We start from the raw sequence: 17,167 nt of genomic DNA on the forward strand, positions 1-17,167 counted from the left end.
AGTGCAACTTACTTAGTTGCTCTGACTCACTTATGAGGAAAGACCATGTTCGGGATCAAATTCATCAAGGCCCAGCCCACCACCTACCTGATGAAGTATCGCGCCGGCGCCGTCATCGCCGAGGGAGCCGGCCTGTCCGCGCTTTATTATGCGCCGGTCACCACCCTGGTCGCCATTCCCATCGGAAGCCGCGACGCTCCCTTCATCTTCGAGCAGATCGCGCGCGACTTTCAGACCCTCACGGTGCAGGGGCATGTCACCTATCGCATCAGCGAGCCGAAGAAGGCCTCCACGATGCTCGACTTCACGCTGAAATCCGATGGCAAGACCTATGAGACCGACGATCCCGAGAAGCTGCCGCAGCGCATCCTCGCCGCCGTCGAGGTGCTGACCCAGCAGACCGTGAAGGAGCTGACGCTGAAGGAGGCGCTGCAGGCGTCCGACCGCATTGCCGAGGTGATCGCGACCGGCTTGCAGGCGCGCGCCGATGTCGCGGCCCTCGGCCTCGAAATCCTCGGCGTCTCCATTCGCGGCATCAAGCCGACGCCGGACACCGCGAAGGCGCTCGAAGCGGAGGCGCGCGAAGCGATCCTGAAGAATGCCGACGAAGCGATCTTCGCCCGGCGCAATTTCGCGGTCGAGCAGGAACGCTCCATTCGCGAGAGCGAGCTCGACACCGAGATTGCGGTCGAGCAGAAGAAGCGGTCGATCCGCGAGACGCAGATGGACGCGGAGGCCAGCGTCGCCGCCAAGCGGCACGAGCTGCGGCAGGCCGGCATGGTCGCGGACATCGGGCTCGAGGCCAAGCGGAAGGACTTCGTCGGCCTCAACGCCGAGAATACGAGGACGCTGGCGGACGCCGAGGCGTACCGCGTCGGCGCGTTGATGAAGATCTTCGAAGGCGTCGACACCCGCGTGATCCAGGCGCTGGCTGCCGCCGGCATGCAGCCGGGCCAGCTGATCGCGCAGGCCTTCACCGGCATTGCGGAGAAGGCCGAGAAGATCGGCCAGCTCAACGTCTCGCCGGATCTGCTCAGCCAGTTGATGGAGCGCCCCAAGGCCCCGGAGGTCGGCAATGCCCGCCGCCAATGACCGCAAGATCGTGCTGGTGACGCGCAAGACCAGGCTCGAGGACCTGGTCGCGCGGTACCTCACCGCGGCGCAGGCTCGCTTCTATGTCGAGCATCTCGGCGCCGACTTCTCCGACTATGAGCGCGAGCACGAGGTCTACCACGCGCAGCGGCGCCTGACCTTGCAGGTGCTGGAGCAATGGGGACGCTATCAGGCGATCGAACGCAGCTTCCTGCCGAATTTCATCTTCGCACCCTCCGACATCGTGGTCGCGCTCGGGCAGGACGGCGTCGTCGCCAACACGATGAAGTATCTCGACGGCCATCCGCTGATCGGGCTCAACCCCGACCCCACGCGGCACGACGGTGTCCTTCTCCCCTTCGCGCCGCGTGATCTTGCAAAGCTCCTGCCCGACATCGCGGCCGAGAAGCGCGCGAGCCGGGCCGTGACAATGGCGCGCGCCCGGCTCACCGATGGCCAGGTCCTGCATGCCGTCAACGACCTCTTCGTCGGTGCGCGAACCCATGTGTCCGCGATGTACGAGATCGCGGCCGGCGGCGCGACGGAGCGACAGTCGTCGAGCGGCCTCATCGTGTCCACGGGGCTGGGCTCGACCGCCTGGTTCAAGAGCATCGTCACCGGCTCGGTGGCGATCGCAGGTGAATTCGGCCACCCGGCCGAGCCGGGCACTTACAACGCGCTTGCCTGGGACGCCCACGAACTTCGCTTCGCCGTGCGCGAGCCCTTCCCCAGCCGGAATTCGCAGACCAGCCTCATCTGCGGCCGGCTGGCGTCGTCCGAAGCGCTCCGCGTGCGCTCGCTGATGCCGGAGAACGGCGTCATCTTCAGCGACGGCATCGAGGCCGACCGGCTCGATTTCAATGCAGGGACCGAGGTCGAGATCGGCATCGCCGAACGGCAGGGCCGGCTGATTGTGTGAGACTCAACTATTCTATCGCACAGCGACAGGCACGCTGGTCAGATAGGCTTCATACGCGCGCCTCAAGCCATCCTCGAGCGACGTCGTCGCGTGCCAGCCGAGCTTGGCGAGACGGCTGACGTCGAGCAGCTTGCGCGGCGTGCCATCGGGACGCGAGGCATCGAAACTGATCTCGCCGCTGTAGCCGACGATCTCGGCGACAATGTGCGCGAACCCGGCGATGGTGATATCCTCGCCGGTGCCGATGTTGATCAGCTCCGAACCGGAATAGGTCTTCATCAGGTGCACGCAGGCATCCGCCATGTCGTCGACATAAAGGAACTCGCGCCGCGGCGTGCCGGTGCCCCACACGACGACGCTTTTCGCGCCCGCAACCTTCGCCTCGTGGAAGCGCCGGATCAGCGCGGCGACGACGTGGCTCAATTCAGGGTGATAATTGTCGCCGGGGCCATAGAGATTGGTCGGCATCACGCTGATGAAGTCGCATCCGTACTGGCTGCGATAGGCTTCCACCATCTTGATGCCGGCGATTTTTGCAATGGCATAGGGCTCGTTGGTCGGCTCCAGGGGGCCGGTCAAGACCGAGTCCTCGCGCAGCGGCTGCGGCGCCAGCTTCGGATAGATGCAGGACGAGCCCAAAAACATCAGCTTCTCGGCGCCGTTCTGATGCGCGGCCTGGATCACGTTCGCGGCGATCGCGATGTTGTCGTAGATGAACTCGGCGCGCAGCGTGTTGTTGGCGACGATGCCGCCGACCTTGGCCGCGGCGAGGAAGATCACCTGCGGACGTGTCTTGGCGAACCAGTCGAACACGGCGGCCTGGTTGCAGAGATCGACCTCGCGCCGGTCGACGGTGACGAGTTGCACGTCCTCTTGCGCCAGCCGGCGCACGAGCGCACTGCCGACCATGCCGCGATGGCCGGCGACGTAGACGCTTCTGCCCTTCAGCTCAAACGCTGCGTTGGCCACGGCCGGCGTCCCGCTTTGCCTCGGCCAGATCACTCGCCATCATCTCCGCGACCAGCTCCGCAAAGCTCCGCTTCGGCTTCCAGCCGAGCACCTCGCGCGCCTTGCTGGCATCGCCAATGAGGAGATCGACCTCGGTCGGGCGAAAATAAGTCGGATCGATCTTCACCAATGTCTTGCCGCTCGCCTCGTCGATGCCGGTCTCCTCGACGCCCTTGCCGCGCCAAGCGATGCGGCGGCCGACATGCGCGAACGACAGCTCGACCATCTCGCGCACCGAGCGCGTCTCGCCAGTGGCGAGCACGAAGTCGTCGGGCTTGTCGGCCTGGAGGATCAGGTGCATGCCCTCGACATAGTCGCGCGCATGGCCCCAGTCGCGCTTGGCTTCGAGATTGCCGAGATAGAGCGTCTCCTCGAGCCCGACCTCGATCCGCGACACGCTGCGGGTGATCTTGCGGGTCACAAAAGTCTCGCCGCGGATCGGGCTCTCGTGGTTGAACAGGATGCCGTTGGCCGCGAACATGCCGTAGGCTTCGCGGTAGTTCACCGTGATCCAGTAGCCGTAGAGCTTGGCGACGCCGTAGGGCGAGCGCGGATAGAACGGCGTCGTCTCCTTCTGCGGGATCTCCTGCACGAGGCCGTAGAGCTCCGAGGTCGAGGCCTGGTAGAACCGCGTCCGCTTCTCCATGCCGAGGATGCGGATCGCCTCCAGCAGGCGCAGCACGCCGATCGCGTCGGCATTCGCGGTGTATTCCGGGCTCTCGAAGCTGACGGCGACGTGGCTCTGGGCGGCGAGATTGTAGATCTCGGTCGGCCGGATCTGCTGCACCAAGCGGATCAGATTGGTCGAATCCGTCATGTCGCCGTAATGCATCAGGAACGGCACGTTGCCGACATGCGGGTCCTGGTAGAGATGATCGACCCGCGCGGTGTTGAACGAGGACGAGCGCCGCTTGATGCCGTGCACGACATAGCCCAGCGACAGCAGGTGTTCGGCGAGATAGGCGCCGTCCTGGCCGGTCACGCCGGTGATGAGAGCGATCCGCTCAGCCATTTATGCTCCAGCTCCCGGTGACCGCTCGACGCGGGCAGTCCGCGCATTCCTGGCAGCAGTCGATGCAATGCCCTTCTTGACAGAATGGCCGCCGGGGTCAACTTGCGGGGAGGAGCAATCGAGGGTCTGGAGCGGGTGAAGGGAATCGAACCCTCGTATTCAGCTTGGAAGGCTGCTGCTCTACCATTGAGCTACACCCGCGCTACGGGCTCCCTAACACGGCCGGGCGGCGGTCTCAACTGCCTCAGAGGCAGCATCTTGCGGCTTTTCGGCCTGCTTTACGGCGTTACGAACAGCTTCGGTTCCCGACTCCCCGCCGCCCCTTAACAGCGGCGGCCGCTCGGCCTATATTGATGTCTTCCGCAACCAACGAAAGGAGGTGATCCAGTGTCTTTTACCAAGCGCTGTCACCTCGCTGGGATCGCCCGCTAGGCTTTTAAGTGAGGCTTGGCATCGGGGCGCTCTCAGCCCTGGACCAGCGAGCAAGAAATCGGGCGCGACGGGGTTTTCCCCGCCGCGCCTTTTCTTTTGGGAATTGTCCTGATTGGGCGAGGTCCGCCGGCTCAAATCGCCCGAAGCCGCTCGCGGACGGCGACGGCGGCGATCAGAAGCCCGACGCACCAGGCCATGGCGGCGCGGGGCGGCTCATCACCGAGCAGCACGGTGAAGATGCTCGCGCACAGGCACGGCGCGATCGCCTTGCCGGACCGGCTCGCGAGCGACAGCAGGAACGGCATCGCCGCGATCAAAACTTGCAGGACACTCATTGTCGCGCGTCATTCCGGTACGAGGGCTTCAGAAGCCGCAGACATTCAGTGCGCGCGGCCGCTTGCCGCGGCGGCTCTCGACGATGCGCTCGCCGCCGTTCTCGACCGAGCTGCCGTAATAGCGGTGATGGCCGGACTGGTCATGCAAGTCCGCAGCTTCCGGCTTTGCCGCCCGACGCGCGTCGCAGATGATCTTGATGGTCGACATGGCCGCCTCCGAATTGCTTGAGTGTTCTTGGTGGCCATCAGTCGCGCCGGTTTCAGCCGGCGTTCACACGTCCGAGCGGCAATCGGGTTTCAGGACGGTTTCGTCGAGATCCACGCAACGCAATAATTGGCGCTCAGCCATTGTCGGAAACGACGGGGGTGATACGTCCTTGGGGGCGCGCGCAGCAAATCAACGAGGTGACGATGCTCTACGCTATCCTGGCCTACCATGTGGAAGACGAGGTCCTGTCCTGGACGCCGGAGCAGGACGCCGCGGTCGTGGCCAAAGTCATCGAGGTACAGGCGCCCTTGAGGGCAAGTGGTCAGTTTGGGCCGGCCGCCCGTCTGGATGAGACCCGAAAGGCCCGCACCCTGCGCGGCCCCGGCGCGGGCATGGTGCTGGACGGCCCGTTTGCCGAGACCAAGGAGCAGCTTCTGGGCTTCCACCTCATGGAATGCGACACCGAGGATGAGGCGATCGCGGCGGCGCGGAAGCTGCGCCAGGTCAATCCGACGGCGGTCTACGAAATCCGCCCGGTCAAGCTTTACGTGCCGGCCGACGGGTTCGGCGCGACAAAAGCGTGAGCTGGCGCCTTACGCGTCCGGCTCGGACCGTGCGATGGTGAAGCGCTGGATCACGAGGCCGCCGAAAGCAATGAACCACACGAAGGGCGCGACACGCGGCGCGAACGCCGCAACGACCGTGCCCGGGATGAACACGAGCAGCGGAAACATCGAGGCCATGATCTCGTGGCGCCAGCCGCCAAGGATCCTCCACCACAGCCAGGCATTGAGGCCGGCGATCGCGGTCAGATGCAGGCCATAGAGCACGGCGACCGCGCTGCTCATGGGATAATTGGTGTAGAGACCGTTGGTCACCGGCAGCAGCACGATCGAGAGCAGGAAGAACAGATTGAGGATCACCGCGCCGCGGCTGCCGACGGGCTGGCGCGCCAGCCGCCGGTGATGGCTGATCCAGAACACGCCGGCGATGATGAAGCTGAGCGCGAGGCCGGCGAGCTTGCCGGAATAGATCCGGGCGAGATCGCTCCAGTCCGGCGCGCTGGTGAACACGGCGGCCCTGGGCAGGTCATAGGCGAGCAGTGTCATGGCGACGCCGAAGATGGTGTTGCTGAGCGATTCCAGCCGCCGCATCTCGAACTGGTCGGGCTTGAGCTCGGTCATACCGGGTGCACTTCGCGGGCTGGAACCTGGGGCCGTCTTGTCCCTAGGTCTTAACACCGGTTGCGTCCAGCCGCATTGCGATTCGCGGGCAAATCGCCGACTCTCGCCCTTTCACCGGGGCGATTCGTGGCGACATATCTGGACACGCTCAATGCGGAGCAGCGCCGCGCCGTGGAGCACGGCGTGGTCGATGGCGCGACCGTGGGCGCACCGCTGCTCGTCATCGCCGGTGCCGGCTCCGGCAAGACCAACACGCTGGCGCACCGCGTCGCACATCTGATCGTTGCCGGCGCCGATCCGCGCCGCATTCTGTTGATGACGTTCTCCCGCCGCGCGGCCGCCGAGATGGCCGGCCGCGTCGAGCGCATCGCGCGCAAGGTGCTGGGCGAGAACAACGCCGCGATCATGCGCGACGCGCTCACCTGGGCCGGCACCTTCCACGGCATCGGCGCGCGGCTCCTGCGCGAATATGCCGAGCGGATCGGCGTCGACCCCGCCTTCACCATCCACGACCGCGAAGACTCCGCCGACCTGATGAACCTGGTCCGGCACGAGCGCGGCCTGTCGAAGACCGAGAGCCGGTTCCCGGCCAAGGGCACTTGCCTGTCGATCTACTCGCGCTGCGTCAACGCCGAGATGGAGATCGAGAAGGTGTTGGGGGCGCACTATCCCTGGTGCGCGGGCTGGGCGGCCGAGCTGAAGGGCCTGTTCGCGGCTTACGTCGAGGCCAAGCAGGCCCAGCACGTGCTCGATTACGATGATTTGCTGCTCTACTGGTCGCAGATGATGAGCGATGCGCCGATCGCCGAAGAGATCGGCGGCCGTTTCGATCACGTGCTGGTCGACGAATATCAGGACACCAACCGCCTGCAATCCTCGATCCTGCTGGCGCTCAAGCCCGACGGCCGCGGCCTCACCGTGGTCGGCGACGACGCCCAATCGATCTATTCGTTCCGCGCCGCGACCGTGCGCAACATCCTGGACTTCCCTCAAAGCTTCTCGCCCCGCGCGGAGATGATCACGCTCGACCGCAACTACCGCTCGACGCAACCCGTGCTGGCGGCAGCCAACGGCGTCATCGGTCTTGCCCGTGAGCGCTTCACCAAAAACCTCTGGACTGACCGCACCGCGTTGCAGAAGCCGCAGCTCGTCACCGTGCACGACGAGGCCGACCAGGCGCGCTACATCGTCGAGGAGGTTCTGGCGAACCGCGAGCAAGGCGCGCTGCTCAAGCACCAGGCGGTGCTATTCCGGACCTCCTCGCATTCCGGTCCGCTGGAGATCGAGCTGACCCGCCGCAACATCCCCTTCGTGAAATTCGGCGGGCTCAAATTCCTCGACGCCGCGCACGTCAAGGACGTGCTGGCGCTGCTGCGCTTCGCCGAAAATCCGCGCGATCGCGTCGCCGGCTTCCGCATTCTGCACCTCCTGCCCGGCATCGGACCCGCAACCGCGCAGCGCGTGCTCGACCAGATGGCCGAGAGCACCGATCCGCTCGCCTCGCTCGGCCAGCTCCCGGTGCCGGCGCGCACCGGCGCGGACTGGACCGACTTCGTCCGTACGACCCAGAATTTGCGCTATTCGGAATGGCCGGCCGATCTCGAACGCGTGCGGCTGTGGTACGAGCCGCATCTCGACCGCATCCACGAGGATTCCGAAACGCGCCGCGCCGATCTGATGCAGCTCGAGCAGATCGCGAGCGGCTATGCCTCGCGCGAAAAGTTTTTGACCGAGCTCACGCTCGATCCGCCGGATGCGACCAGCGACAAATCAGGCCCCCCGCTTCGCGACGAGGACTATCTGATCCTCTCCACCATTCACTCCGCCAAGGGCCAGGAGTGGAAGTCGGTGTTCGTGCTCAACGTCGTGGACGGCTGCATGCCGTCCGACCTCGGCGCCGGTACCAGCGCCGAGCTGGAGGAGGAGCGCCGGCTGCTCTATGTCGCGATGACGCGCGCCAAGGACGATTTGCACCTCGTCGTGCCGCAGCGCTTCTTCGTCCACGGCCAGGCCGCCAAGGGCGACCGTCACGTCTACGCCTCGCGCACCCGCTTCATCCCGGAATCCCTGGTCTACCTGTTCGAGCGCGCCGCCTGGCCGAAGGCCGCAGCCGGCGCGGCCCGCACCGCGGCGCAGGGCCCGAAGATCGACATCGGGGCGAAGATGCGCGGGATGTGGCGGTAGACACAAGAGGCTGGTGTCGGGACCTGTAGGATAAGCGAAACAACAGAGGTCCGACATGAAAGCCGTCGTCGTCGAGCAATATGCGCCCATCGATCAAATCGCACTGAAGGATATCCCTCACCCGCTTATGCAGCCCGGCCAGTTGCGCATCCGCGTGGAGGCGGCAGGAATCGGCTTTGTTGACGGCTTGAAGATCGAGGGGCGCTATCAGACCAAGGATCCCCTGCCCTTCATTCCTGGCACCGAGTTCGCCGGGATCGTGGAAGAGGCTCCAGGCAGGCCTGGCGGCTATCAGCCCGGCATGCGCGTGATGGGGATGACACGGTCGGGCGCGCTTGCCGAAGAGATCGTCGTCAGTCCCGAAGCGGTCTATCCTCTCCCGGACGGCATCGCGGCCGAGGTCGCCGCCTCGTTTCGCGCCAATTATCTGACCGCGCTCTATGCGCTCAGTGCACGCGCCTCGCTCTGCACGGGCGAGCAGCTTCTGGTGCTGGGCGCAGCGGGCGGCACGGGAATCGCGGCTGTTCAGATCGGCAAGCTGCTCGGCGCCCGCGTCATCGCAGCGGCGTCGACACCGGACAAGCGCGAGTTCGCGCAACAACACGGCGCCGACGCCGTGATCGACTACACGCAGGCCGGCTGGCGCGACACGCTGAAGGAATTGACCGGAGGACACGGCGCCGACGTGATCTTCGATCCGGTCGGGGGCGAAATCTCGGTGCAGGCCTTTCGCTCCATTGCCTGGCGCGGCCGCCATCTCGTGGTCGGTTTTGCCGCCGGTGCGATCCCGGCATTGCCGTTCAACTTGCCGCTGCTGAAGGGCGGCGCCCTGCTCGGCGTCGACCTCGCGCAGATTCCGACGCGCGAGCCTGAGGTGCAGAAGCGCCTGATGTCCGAGCTGACGGGCTGGCTCGCCGAGGGCAAGTTGAAGCCTGTGGTCGGTCGCGTCTTCGCGCTGGACGATTTCCGAGAAGCGTTCAGGACCATGCAGACGCGCGGGGCGCTCGGCAAGATGGTCGTGCGCATCTCGAAATAGGACGCATCGGCGCGCGGGGCGTGGCGGTCATTACGCGTTCAGCCGGTCGAACTGGACCTTGCCTGATTTCATCACCATCGGGATGTGCTCGCCCTGGCCGAGCAGGCAGGCTACGTCGCGCAGCGGGTTGCCGTCGACCACCAGCAGATCGGCGACAGCCTCGGGCACGATCCGGCCGAGCTTGCCTTCCATGCCGAGCACCTCGGCGCCGATAACTGTTGCGCTGGCGATGACGGCGCGCGGACCGAGGATCTCGGCGCGAATGCGGAATTCGTCGCTCTGGAGGCGCTGCGACGGCCCGAGCAGATCGCTGCCAAATCCCATCTTGACGCCGGCATCGCGATAAATCGCGAGCGAACGCAGACCCGCATCGCGGACGTCGGCGATCTTGGCGACGCTCTCCGGCGGCAGGCCATATTGGGCGCCCTCGTTAGCGAGTGCCTCGTAGGTGACGAGCGTCGGCACCACATAGGCGCCCTTCTCGGCCATCAGGCGCGCGGTCGGCGCATCGACCAGATTGCCGTGCTCGATGGTGCGCACACCGCAGCGAACCGCGCGTTCGATCGCGGCGGCGGTGTAGGCATGAGCGAGCACATAGGTCTGGCGCCCGCGCGCCTCCTCGACGATGGCGCGGATCTCGTCCTCGGAGTACCCGAAGGCCCCGACCGGATCGGTCGGCGACGCCACGCCGCCGGACGCCATGATCTTGATCTGGTCGGCGCCCATCTGGAGTTCTTCGCGCGCGGCCTTGCGCACGCCGTCGACGCCGTCGGCGACACGCGCCAGCGCGCCGACACGCACGCAGCAGGGACACGGCGCGTCGCTGGCGAGATAGTCCGAACGCGCCCGCATGTCGCCGTGACCGCCGGTCTGGCTCAGTGCACGGCCGGAGACGAACAGCCGCGGACCGTCGGTGAGGCCGGTCTCGATCGCCTGCTTCAGCGCATGGCCGGCGCCGCCGGCGTCGCGGACCGTGGTGAAGCCACGCCTGAGCATGCCGCGCAGCAGCAGCGTCGAGCGCAGCGTCACCAGCACGTTCGGCATGTGCACCTGCTGCGACAAATTGAGCTCGACCGCGACCGCATGCACATGCAGGTCGATCAGGCCGGGCATCAGCGTCTTGCCGTTCAGGTCGATAGTGCGGTCGGCCGAGGCCTGGAGCGGCCGGTCGGAGACCTCCTTGATCAGATTGTCCTCGACCAGCACGTGATGCCCCTCCAGCAAGTCCGGCTGAAGCGGATCAAGCAAAGCGGCGTTCTTGAAGAGGATGCTGGACATGGATCGTTTCCTGTCTGGTCAGGACTGTGTGAGCAAAGCCGGCAGCGCGAACTGGGCGAAGGGAAGGCACGCGGCGATATCGTCCTCGCCGTACCAGCCCGCCTCGTGAAGTAGATTGAGCGAGCCGAGCGTGCGCCCGCGCCAGCGCACCGGCATGTTGAGCACGCTCTCGCAGCCGAGCGAAGCGATCAGCTCGTGATCGGAAAACACCTCGCGCAGATCGTCCCGGCTGCGGCCGATATAGGCCTCGCCGCGGTCGAGCACGGCCTCGGTCCACGGCCCGGTCGCCAGGCGCTTGCGTCCGCCCGTGGGGTAAGGTCCGGGGAGATTGGAATAGACCCGCGCCGCATCTCTCGTATCGTCGTCATAGGTCAGGATCGTGAACAGCTTGTGCCCGATCGCCGATTTCAAGGCGTCGTCGAGCGCCGAGAACAGGGCGATCGGCTGATCCGCCCTGCCCTGCGCAGCCGCCACCGTGCAAAGCAGCGGATCGGCTCGGCGTGGCGTCTCCCTCATGCGACTTCGCCCGCGGCAATGTCTTCCAGCGATCGGCCGCGCGTCGGCACGCCCATCACCACGACGGTGAGCGCGCCGAGCAGAAGGACGCTGGTGGTGAGGCCGAACACACCGGCGAAGCCGAAATTGGGATAGAGGTAGCCGACCAGGATCGGCGAGATGATCGCGCCGATCCGGCCGATCGCGGAGGCGAGGCCTGCGCCGGTGGTTCTAACCGGCGTCGGGAACACCTCGGCGGTATAGGCATAGACGCCCGCATAGGTGCCGTTCATGAAGAAGGACAGCAAGATACCCGCCACCATGATGTGCTGATCGCTCTGCGCGAAGGCGAGCCCGAGCGCGCTGATGCCGCCGAGCACCATGTAGGACGCAATCGTCGCCTGCCGGCCGATGCGCTCGTTGAAATACGCGGCGCTGAAATAGCCGGGAATCTGCGCGCAATAGATCGCGATCGAATAGGCAAAGCTCTTGGTGATGCTCATGCCGTTCTGGACCAAGAGGCCCGGGATCCAGACGAAGAAGGAATAATAGCTGAAGGTGATCGCCAGCCACATGATCCAGGTCATGATGGTGATGCGGGCCTGCCGGCCGGCGAGCAGCGCGGCGAAATTCGCGAGCAGCGTTCCGCCGGTCCCGGCCGGCGCCGCGGCTTCGGCGACCGGTTGCGGCAGCACAAGGCCCTGGCGCGCGAAGCCGGCCTCGATCCGGTCCAGCACCGCTTCGGCTTCCTTCTCCCGGCCCCGGCTTTCCAGCCAGCGCGGCGATTCCGGCAGCGCCCTGCGCCACCACAGCAGCATCACGACCGGCACCGCGGTGATCACCAGCACGATGCGCCAGCCGTTCTCATAGGCCGGGACGATGAAGTAGCCCAGCAAGGCGGCCGCGACGAAACCGAACGAGAAGAAGCCGGCCAGCGCGCCGGTGAAGCTGCCGCGGAAGCGCCGTGCCACGAACTCGGCGAGGTAAGGCGCGATGATCGCGCTCTCGGCGCCGGTGCCCATGCCGGCGACGACGCGCGCCGCGAAGAAGGACGGCCAGCTGTCCACCATCGCGCTGACGATGGATGCGGCACAATAGAGCGCCAGCGCCGACATCATCACCGCGCGACGGCCGATCAGGTCGCCCAGCGTGCCCGCCAGCAACGCGCCGAACAGGAAGCCGATATAGGTGCTGCTGCCGAGCACGCCGATCTGCACGCTCGACAGATTCCACGCCGTGCGCAGCACCGGCAGGATGAACGCCAGCACGGCTGCGTCCATCGCGTCGAACATGTAGCCGAGCCCGCCCATCAACAAGAGATGCGTGTGGAAGCGCGCGAATGGCAGGCGCTCGATGCGCGCCGAAATCATCGACATGAAAGTCCCCCTCTGTCTGGCGGCCCGGCGCACCGCGTGTCCCTTTGGGGAACCATAGACAATGAGACATTATCGTCATAATTTATAATCTTGATCTGATACATCACTGTGGTGAATGTTCTGTCGTTCCGATCGCTCGACCTCAACCTGCTGAAAGTCTTCGAGGCCCTGATGACCGAGGGCAGCGTCACGCGCGCCGCGAACGCGCTGCTGATGACGCAGCCGGCGGTCAGCAACGCGCTCGCGCGGCTGCGGGACGCGCTCGGCGACCCCCTGTTCGTCCGCTCCGGCACCGGCATCCGTCCGACCCAGCGCGCGGTGGCGCTGTGGGGGCCGATCGGCGAGGCACTCGAAACCGTCCGCCGCGCCCTGGACGAGCAGACCTTCGATCCCGCACGCGCGCAGACCGAGTTCAGCCTGTCGATGTCGGACTACGTCGCTTCGCTGGTGATGCCGAAGCTGCTGAACCATCTCGGCAGGGTCGCGCCGAAGGCACGCGTCCACACCATCCCCAACACCGTCCTGGAGATCGCCGACCAGCTCGAGGACAACAGGGTCGATTGCGTGCTCAGCGTCTATGTCAACGAGGCGCAGCAGCCCGCCGCCATCCGCTCGCGCTCGCTGTGGACCGTCGACTATTCTTGCTTCATGCGGCGTGGCCATCCGCTTGCCGCACAGAAGCGGCTCGGCACGCGCAGCTTCCTCAATGCGGCGCATGTCGATGTGAGCCTCGCCGGCAAGACCTTGCCGTCCTACGACCTCTTCCTCGCCTCGCGCGGGCTGTCGCGCAACCTGGTCGCGACCGTCAATCACTACAGCGCTGCCTACGAGGTCGTGCGCCAGTCCGACCTGATCGCCGTGCTGCCGAGCGATCTTCGCTCGCAATCGAGGCACGCGCCGTTCCTGCACGCCATGCCGCTTCCGCTGAAGGCGCCGCCGCGCATCGTCAGCCTGTTCTGGCACCAGCGCAACGACACCGTGCCGGCACAGCGCTGGCTGCGCGAGACCCTGGTCGAGATGTTCGCCGAGGCCGACTGAGTGCGGACACCGGTCCAACACAATCCAAAAAGGAAACGGTGCGTTTCCCGGAACAGCATTGTTGCACCAGCCGCTGCGGCCTAGCTCCACCGCAAACAATCCCCTCCCAAACGACAGGCGCAAGCCGCGCCCAGAGACCTCATCAATGACCGCACCGCTGCAATTCGGACTGGATACTTTTGGCGACGTGACGAAGGACGCGGGCGGCGCCATGCTTCCGCATGCGCAGGTGATCCGCAACGTGGTCGAGGAGGCCGTGCTCGCCGACGAGATCGGCCTCGACTTCATCGGCCTCGGCGAGCACCACCGCGCCGATTTCGCGATCTCCTCGCCGGAGACCGTGCTCGCCGCGATCGCATCGCGGACGAAGCGCATCCATCTCGGCTCGGCCGTGACGGTGCTGAGCTCGGACGATCCGATCCGCGTGTTCCAGCGCTTTGCGACGCTGGACGCGCTCTCGAACGGGCGTGCCGAGGTGATCCTCGGCCGCGGCTCGTTCACGGAATCCTTTCCGCTGTTCGGCTTTGATCTGCGCAAGTACGAAGAGCTGTTCGAGGAAAAGCTCGATCTGTTCGCGGCGCTGCTGTCGCAGCAGCCGGTGACCTGGGAAGGCAAGCTGCGTCCGCCGCTGAAGGACCAGCTGGTCTATCCTCCGGTCGAGAACGGCACGCTGAAAACCTGGATCGGCGTCGGCGGCAGCCCGCAATCGGTGGTGCGCGCCGCGCATTATGACCTGCCTTTGATGCTCGCGATCATTGGCGGCGACCCGACGCGCTTTGCACCTTTCGTCGATCTCTATCACCGCGCCTTCAAGGAGTTCGGCCGCCCCGCGCAGCCGATCGGCGTGCATTCGCCCGGCTACGTCGCCGAGACGGACGAGCAGGCGCGCGAGGAGCTGTGGCCCGATTACAAGGCGATGCGCGACCGCATCGGCAAGGAGCGCGGCTGGCCGCCGATGGGGCGCGACGAGTTCGTCAATGAGGCCGAGCACGGCTCGCTCTATGTCGGCTCGCCGGAAACGGTCGCGCTCAAGATCTCCGCGACGGCAAAGGCGCTTGGTATTTCGCGGTTTCAGCTGAAATATTCGGCGGGGCCGTTGCCGCATGAGAAGCTGATGCGGAGCATCGAGCTCTATGGGCGCAAGGTGGTGCCGATGGTGCGGGAGATGATGGCGTAGCGGTTCGACAACAGCGCCGCCTACTTCATCAGCCCGAGCCGGCTCGCGCCGACATAGAGCGAGAGCACGGCCGCATTGGACACGTTGAGGCTCTTGATCTCGCCCGGCATGTCGAGCCGTGCCACGACGCTGCAGGTTTCGCGCGTCAATTGCCGGAGCCCCTTGCCTTCGGCGCCGAGCACCAGCGCCAGCGGCGCGCGCAACGTGACGTCCGAGAGGTTCTCGGTGCCTTCGCTGTCGAGGCCGACGGTCTGGAAGCCACACTCGTTCAGCGTGGTAAGCGCGCGGGCGAGGTTCTGCACGGTGATCATTGGCACGAGCTCGAGCGCACCGGAGGCGGCTTTCGCGAGCACGCCGGTGGCTTCCGGACTGTGGCGCGCGGTGGTGACGATCGCCTTTACCGCAAAGGCCGCGGCCGAGCGCAGGATGGCGCCCACATTGTGGGGATCGGTGATCTGGTCGAGCACCAGCACCATGCCTTCCTGCGTCAAGGTCTCTATGTCGGGCGAAGGCAGAGGATCGGCTTCCGCGAGCAGCCCCTGATGCACGGCATCGGGCGAGAGCAGACGGTCGATCTCCTGGGGCCGGACGATCTCGGGCGTGACGCGGGTCTCGATGTTTTCGTCCGCAAGCCGCTTCGCGGCGTTCTCGGTCAGCGTCAGCTTGCGGATCCGCCGCTCCGGATTGGCCAGCGCCATGGTGACGGTGTGCCAGCCATAGAGGATGACCGGCCCGTCGGCGTGCGAATCGCGGTCGCGCCAGGCCGGCCGGCCGGCCGATTTCCCGGGCCTGTTGAAGGGCTTAGCCCCGCCGCGAGGCCGCCTGGGGGTGAATTTTCGATCCTTCATGAGCCCGCTTGTGTCACGGGTCCTCGAATATGGCAATTTGGGAGGCTTCGAGGGCGATTTTAGCTGTTCGCCTCGGTTGACTTTACCCCACCGCTTCGCCCATAACCGCGCCCGGTCGCGCCCCCATCCGGGCTGTCGCGGCCTTCACGTTCCATGGCCGTCTTCGGTCCGCCGGCAAGGTCCGGCCCGATTGTGCTGCCGTCGAGCGGGGGAGTGTCCCGAGTGGCAAAGGGAGCTGACTGTAAATCAGCCGCCTCATGGCTTCGCAGGTTCGAGTCCTGCCTCCCCCACCACGCTTCACCCTTCGGGCTACGCGTGGCGCAGCCACGAGATGCCCGAAGGGTGAAGCGTGGTGTCCGGCGAAGCCCGTAGGGCGAAGACGGACTGAGGCGAACGCGAGCTCGCAACGCCCAACACCAGCAATACAAAACGCCCGTCCGCTTCACGCGAACGGGCGTCTCGTCGGCTCAACCGATCAGAGATCAGTAATAGCGGCGCAGCACGCGATGGCCGCCGTAATAGTACGGCGCCGGCGCGCGGCGATGAGCGTAGCCGTAGCGCGGACCATAGCCGTAATGCGTGCGCGGCAGATAGCCGGTGCGCGGACCATAGCCATAATGATACGGACGGTAATGCGGCCGGTGATAGCGATACGCGACCGGCGGCGCCACCGCGGCGGCGCGATAGCCGTAGCCGTAATTGGCGGGCGCAACGACCGCGTCCTCACGGTAGGTCGGATACGGCGCGAACGCGCCCGGGCCGGTATAGGTCGGGCCCTGGTTGACGTAGTAATACTGCGTGGTCGGCTCGGCGAGGCGCTCATAGGCGCCGTAGCCATAGCCGCCGCAGCCGCTGTTGCAGCCGGAATAGACCGGGGCAACCGGCGCGCATGTGCTGAAGCCGCACGCCGCGGCGGGCGCGGTGGCGGCGAACATCACGGCAGCCGCCGCGACCAGTCCCGAAATCATCTGACGCATTACTCTCTCCTGTTGATTTTCGTATTTTGGATTTTGACGTTTCTTAACCGGGCGGCCTGCCGGCCCCCTCGGCATGGGGCCGCGGCCGAGGAGGCCGCGGATGGTCGTTGATCTCGGGCGCGAGGATCACCGGCGGCGGATTGACGGGCACGTCCATCTGCGGCGGCAGCGGCGCCGATTGCGCGCCCCAGCTCTGGTGATAGCTCTCGGCGGGCTTCGGCAATTTGCGGTTCGCGGGCGGCTCGACCTCGAGCCGGCCGTAGCCGGGCCGCAGGCCCATCGTCGGATAATAATGGCCGACGTCGTCGGGCTGGCGCTCGGCGATGTAGCGCCCGCCATAGATCGTTGGCTGCACCTGGACGTTCTTGCCGAGGCCCCAGACACCCTCGACCACGCTGTAGGACGCGTCGATGTTGTTGATGATGATCGGCACGCCGGGACGGCCGGGAACGACGATATCGAAGCCGCCGCCGGCAAACGCCGTCGCGGGCAGTCCGATCAGAAAGGCAGCGAGCGCTGATGCGCGCATGAGAGGACCCCGATTATCCGAACGACAACCTATCCGATC

General features: G+C 65.9%; 18 protein-coding genes and 2 tRNA genes. 8 read left to right on the plus strand and 12 right to left on the minus strand.

Going from position 1 to position 17,167, the window contains the following annotated elements; all coding sequences use genetic code 11:
• Positions 1–45: 45 nt before the first annotated feature.
• Together I3J27_RS23410 and I3J27_RS23415 are read left to right on the plus strand one after the other, a co-directional pair.
• A complete protein-coding gene (locus I3J27_RS23410) occupies positions 46–1,092 on the plus strand; it encodes an SPFH domain-containing protein (protein ID WP_270160754.1) in 1,047 nt (348 codons plus the stop codon).
• The gene (locus tag I3J27_RS23415; protein ID WP_270160755.1) at positions 1,076–2,011 is read left to right on the plus strand and encodes a diacylglycerol kinase catalytic domain-containing protein; all 936 of its coding nucleotides are present in this window, start codon (positions 1,076–1,078) and stop codon (positions 2,009–2,011) included. Before I3J27_RS23410 ends, I3J27_RS23415 begins: the two co-directional genes overlap by 17 nt.
• A gap of 12 nt (positions 2,012–2,023) precedes the next feature.
• On the opposite strand, the gene fcl is transcribed toward I3J27_RS23415, so the two are convergent.
• The 5 genes from fcl to I3J27_RS23440 form a co-directional block, all read right to left on the minus strand.
• On the minus strand, positions 2,024–2,980 hold the full coding sequence (gene fcl, locus I3J27_RS23420; RefSeq protein ID WP_270160756.1) for a GDP-L-fucose synthase: 957 nt from the start codon (positions 2,978–2,980) through the stop codon (positions 2,024–2,026).
• Positions 2,961–4,031 carry a GDP-mannose 4,6-dehydratase gene (gene gmd / locus I3J27_RS23425; protein ID WP_270160757.1) on the minus strand — a complete coding sequence of 357 codons (1,071 nt, stop codon included), beginning with the start codon at positions 4,029–4,031 and terminating at the stop codon, positions 2,961–2,963. Before gmd ends, fcl begins: the two co-directional genes overlap by 20 nt.
• A gap of 127 nt (positions 4,032–4,158) precedes the next feature.
• Positions 4,159–4,232: transfer RNA gene (locus I3J27_RS23430), tRNA-Gly, on the minus strand.
• Positions 4,233–4,594: 362 nt separating this feature from the next.
• Complete coding sequence (locus I3J27_RS23435; RefSeq protein ID WP_270160758.1) at positions 4,595–4,798, minus strand: hypothetical protein; 204 nt, start codon at positions 4,796–4,798, stop codon at positions 4,595–4,597.
• Positions 4,799–4,826: 28 nt separating this feature from the next.
• On the minus strand, positions 4,827–5,006 hold the full coding sequence (locus I3J27_RS23440; RefSeq protein ID WP_270160759.1) for a hypothetical protein: 180 nt from the start codon (positions 5,004–5,006) through the stop codon (positions 4,827–4,829).
• Between the two features lie 203 nt (positions 5,007–5,209).
• Between I3J27_RS23440 and I3J27_RS23445 the strand changes: the two genes are divergently transcribed.
• Positions 5,210–5,590: a YciI family protein gene (locus I3J27_RS23445; RefSeq protein WP_270160760.1), complete on the plus strand. Its 381-nt coding sequence runs from the start codon at positions 5,210–5,212 to the stop codon at positions 5,588–5,590.
• Between the two features lie 9 nt (positions 5,591–5,599).
• On the opposite strand, the gene I3J27_RS23450 is transcribed toward I3J27_RS23445, so the two are convergent.
• Positions 5,600–6,190 (minus strand): TMEM175 family protein, encoded by a 591-nt coding sequence (locus tag I3J27_RS23450; protein WP_270160761.1) that lies wholly within the window; start codon positions 6,188–6,190, stop codon positions 5,600–5,602.
• A 126-nt stretch (positions 6,191–6,316) separates the two neighbouring features.
• Here I3J27_RS23450 and I3J27_RS23455 point away from each other — a divergent pair, with 126 nt between their 5' ends.
• Positions 6,317–8,374, plus strand: coding sequence for an ATP-dependent helicase (locus tag I3J27_RS23455; RefSeq protein WP_270160762.1), 2,058 nt, complete (start codon positions 6,317–6,319; stop codon positions 8,372–8,374).
• 55 nt (positions 8,375–8,429) lie between these two features.
• Positions 8,430–9,410 carry an NADPH:quinone oxidoreductase family protein gene (locus I3J27_RS23460; RefSeq protein WP_270160763.1) on the plus strand — a complete coding sequence of 327 codons (981 nt, stop codon included), beginning with the start codon at positions 8,430–8,432 and terminating at the stop codon, positions 9,408–9,410.
• Positions 9,411–9,440: 30 nt separating this feature from the next.
• Here the strand turns inward: I3J27_RS23460 and I3J27_RS23465 are convergent, their stop codons facing one another.
• From I3J27_RS23465 to I3J27_RS23475, 3 genes are read right to left on the minus strand one after another with little or no spacing between them, the layout of a single operon-like run.
• On the minus strand, positions 9,441–10,688 hold the full coding sequence (locus tag I3J27_RS23465; protein WP_270160764.1) for a metal-dependent hydrolase family protein: 1,248 nt from the start codon (positions 10,686–10,688) through the stop codon (positions 9,441–9,443).
• Positions 10,689–10,706: 18 nt separating this feature from the next.
• The gene (locus tag I3J27_RS23470; RefSeq protein ID WP_270160765.1) at positions 10,707–11,204 is read right to left on the minus strand and encodes a GAF domain-containing protein; all 498 of its coding nucleotides are present in this window, start codon (positions 11,202–11,204) and stop codon (positions 10,707–10,709) included.
• On the minus strand, positions 11,201–12,559 hold the full coding sequence (locus I3J27_RS23475; RefSeq protein WP_270160766.1) for an MFS transporter: 1,359 nt from the start codon (positions 12,557–12,559) through the stop codon (positions 11,201–11,203). The genes I3J27_RS23470 and I3J27_RS23475 overlap by 4 nt, the downstream gene beginning before the upstream one ends.
• A gap of 171 nt (positions 12,560–12,730) precedes the next feature.
• Between I3J27_RS23475 and I3J27_RS23480 the strand changes: the two genes are divergently transcribed.
• Together I3J27_RS23480 and I3J27_RS23485 are read left to right on the plus strand one after the other, a co-directional pair.
• On the plus strand, positions 12,731–13,597 hold the full coding sequence (locus I3J27_RS23480; RefSeq protein ID WP_306417074.1) for a LysR family transcriptional regulator: 867 nt from the start codon (positions 12,731–12,733) through the stop codon (positions 13,595–13,597).
• A 145-nt stretch (positions 13,598–13,742) separates the two neighbouring features.
• Entirely contained in the window at positions 13,743–14,774 is a 1,032-nt protein-coding gene (locus I3J27_RS23485; RefSeq protein ID WP_270160768.1) for an LLM class flavin-dependent oxidoreductase, read from the plus strand.
• Between the two features lie 20 nt (positions 14,775–14,794).
• Here I3J27_RS23485 and rlmB read toward each other — a convergent pair whose 3' ends face one another.
• Positions 14,795–15,622, minus strand: coding sequence for a 23S rRNA (guanosine(2251)-2'-O)-methyltransferase RlmB (gene rlmB / locus I3J27_RS23490; protein WP_270160769.1), 828 nt, complete (start codon positions 15,620–15,622; stop codon positions 14,795–14,797).
• 207 nt (positions 15,623–15,829) lie between these two features.
• On the opposite strand from rlmB, the gene I3J27_RS23495 reads away from it, so the two are divergent.
• A tRNA-Tyr gene (locus I3J27_RS23495) sits at positions 15,830–15,915 on the plus strand.
• 189 nt (positions 15,916–16,104) lie between these two features.
• Here the strand turns inward: I3J27_RS23495 and I3J27_RS23500 are convergent.
• Positions 16,105–16,599, minus strand: coding sequence for a hypothetical protein (locus I3J27_RS23500; RefSeq protein ID WP_270160770.1), 495 nt, complete (start codon positions 16,597–16,599; stop codon positions 16,105–16,107).
• A 43-nt stretch (positions 16,600–16,642) separates the two neighbouring features.
• Positions 16,643–17,128 (minus strand): hypothetical protein, encoded by a 486-nt coding sequence (locus I3J27_RS23505; protein ID WP_270160771.1) that lies wholly within the window; start codon positions 17,126–17,128, stop codon positions 16,643–16,645.
• Positions 17,129–17,167 lie beyond the last annotated feature (39 nt).

Origin of the sequence: Bradyrhizobium xenonodulans (genome assembly GCF_027594865.1) — a bacterium.
Lineage (GTDB): Bacteria > Pseudomonadota > Alphaproteobacteria > Rhizobiales > Xanthobacteraceae > Bradyrhizobium > Bradyrhizobium xenonodulans.

Bases quoted from the DNA above. Each gene is read 5' to 3' on its own strand.
- I3J27_RS23410 (WP_270160754.1), top strand. From the start codon at position 46: ATGTTCGGGATCAAATTCATCAAGGCCCAGCCCACCACCTACCTGATG.
- I3J27_RS23415 (WP_270160755.1), top strand. From the start codon at position 1,076: ATGCCCGCCGCCAATGACCGCAAGATCGTGCTGGTGACGCGCAAGACC.
- gmd (WP_270160757.1), bottom strand. From the start codon at position 4,031: ATGGCTGAGCGGATCGCTCTCATCACCGGCGTGACCGGCCAGGACGGC.
- I3J27_RS23435 (WP_270160758.1), bottom strand. From the start codon at position 4,798: ATGAGTGTCCTGCAAGTTTTGATCGCGGCGATGCCGTTCCTGCTGTCG.
- I3J27_RS23440 (WP_270160759.1), bottom strand. From the start codon at position 5,006: ATGTCGACCATCAAGATCATCTGCGACGCGCGTCGGGCGGCAAAGCCG.
- I3J27_RS23445 (WP_270160760.1), top strand. From the start codon at position 5,210: ATGCTCTACGCTATCCTGGCCTACCATGTGGAAGACGAGGTCCTGTCC.
- I3J27_RS23450 (WP_270160761.1), bottom strand. From the start codon at position 6,190: ATGACCGAGCTCAAGCCCGACCAGTTCGAGATGCGGCGGCTGGAATCG.
- I3J27_RS23460 (WP_270160763.1), top strand. From the start codon at position 8,430: ATGAAAGCCGTCGTCGTCGAGCAATATGCGCCCATCGATCAAATCGCA.
- I3J27_RS23465 (WP_270160764.1), bottom strand. From the start codon at position 10,688: ATGTCCAGCATCCTCTTCAAGAACGCCGCTTTGCTTGATCCGCTTCAG.
- I3J27_RS23470 (WP_270160765.1), bottom strand. From the start codon at position 11,204: ATGAGGGAGACGCCACGCCGAGCCGATCCGCTGCTTTGCACGGTGGCG.
- I3J27_RS23475 (WP_270160766.1), bottom strand. From the start codon at position 12,559: ATGTCGATGATTTCGGCGCGCATCGAGCGCCTGCCATTCGCGCGCTTC.
- I3J27_RS23480 (WP_306417074.1), top strand. From the start codon at position 12,731: ATGACCGAGGGCAGCGTCACGCGCGCCGCGAACGCGCTGCTGATGACG.
- I3J27_RS23485 (WP_270160768.1), top strand. From the start codon at position 13,743: ATGACCGCACCGCTGCAATTCGGACTGGATACTTTTGGCGACGTGACG.
- rlmB (WP_270160769.1), bottom strand. From the start codon at position 15,622: ATGAAGGATCGAAAATTCACCCCCAGGCGGCCTCGCGGCGGGGCTAAG.
- I3J27_RS23500 (WP_270160770.1), bottom strand. From the start codon at position 16,599: ATGCGTCAGATGATTTCGGGACTGGTCGCGGCGGCTGCCGTGATGTTC.
- I3J27_RS23505 (WP_270160771.1), bottom strand. From the start codon at position 17,128: ATGCGCGCATCAGCGCTCGCTGCCTTTCTGATCGGACTGCCCGCGACG.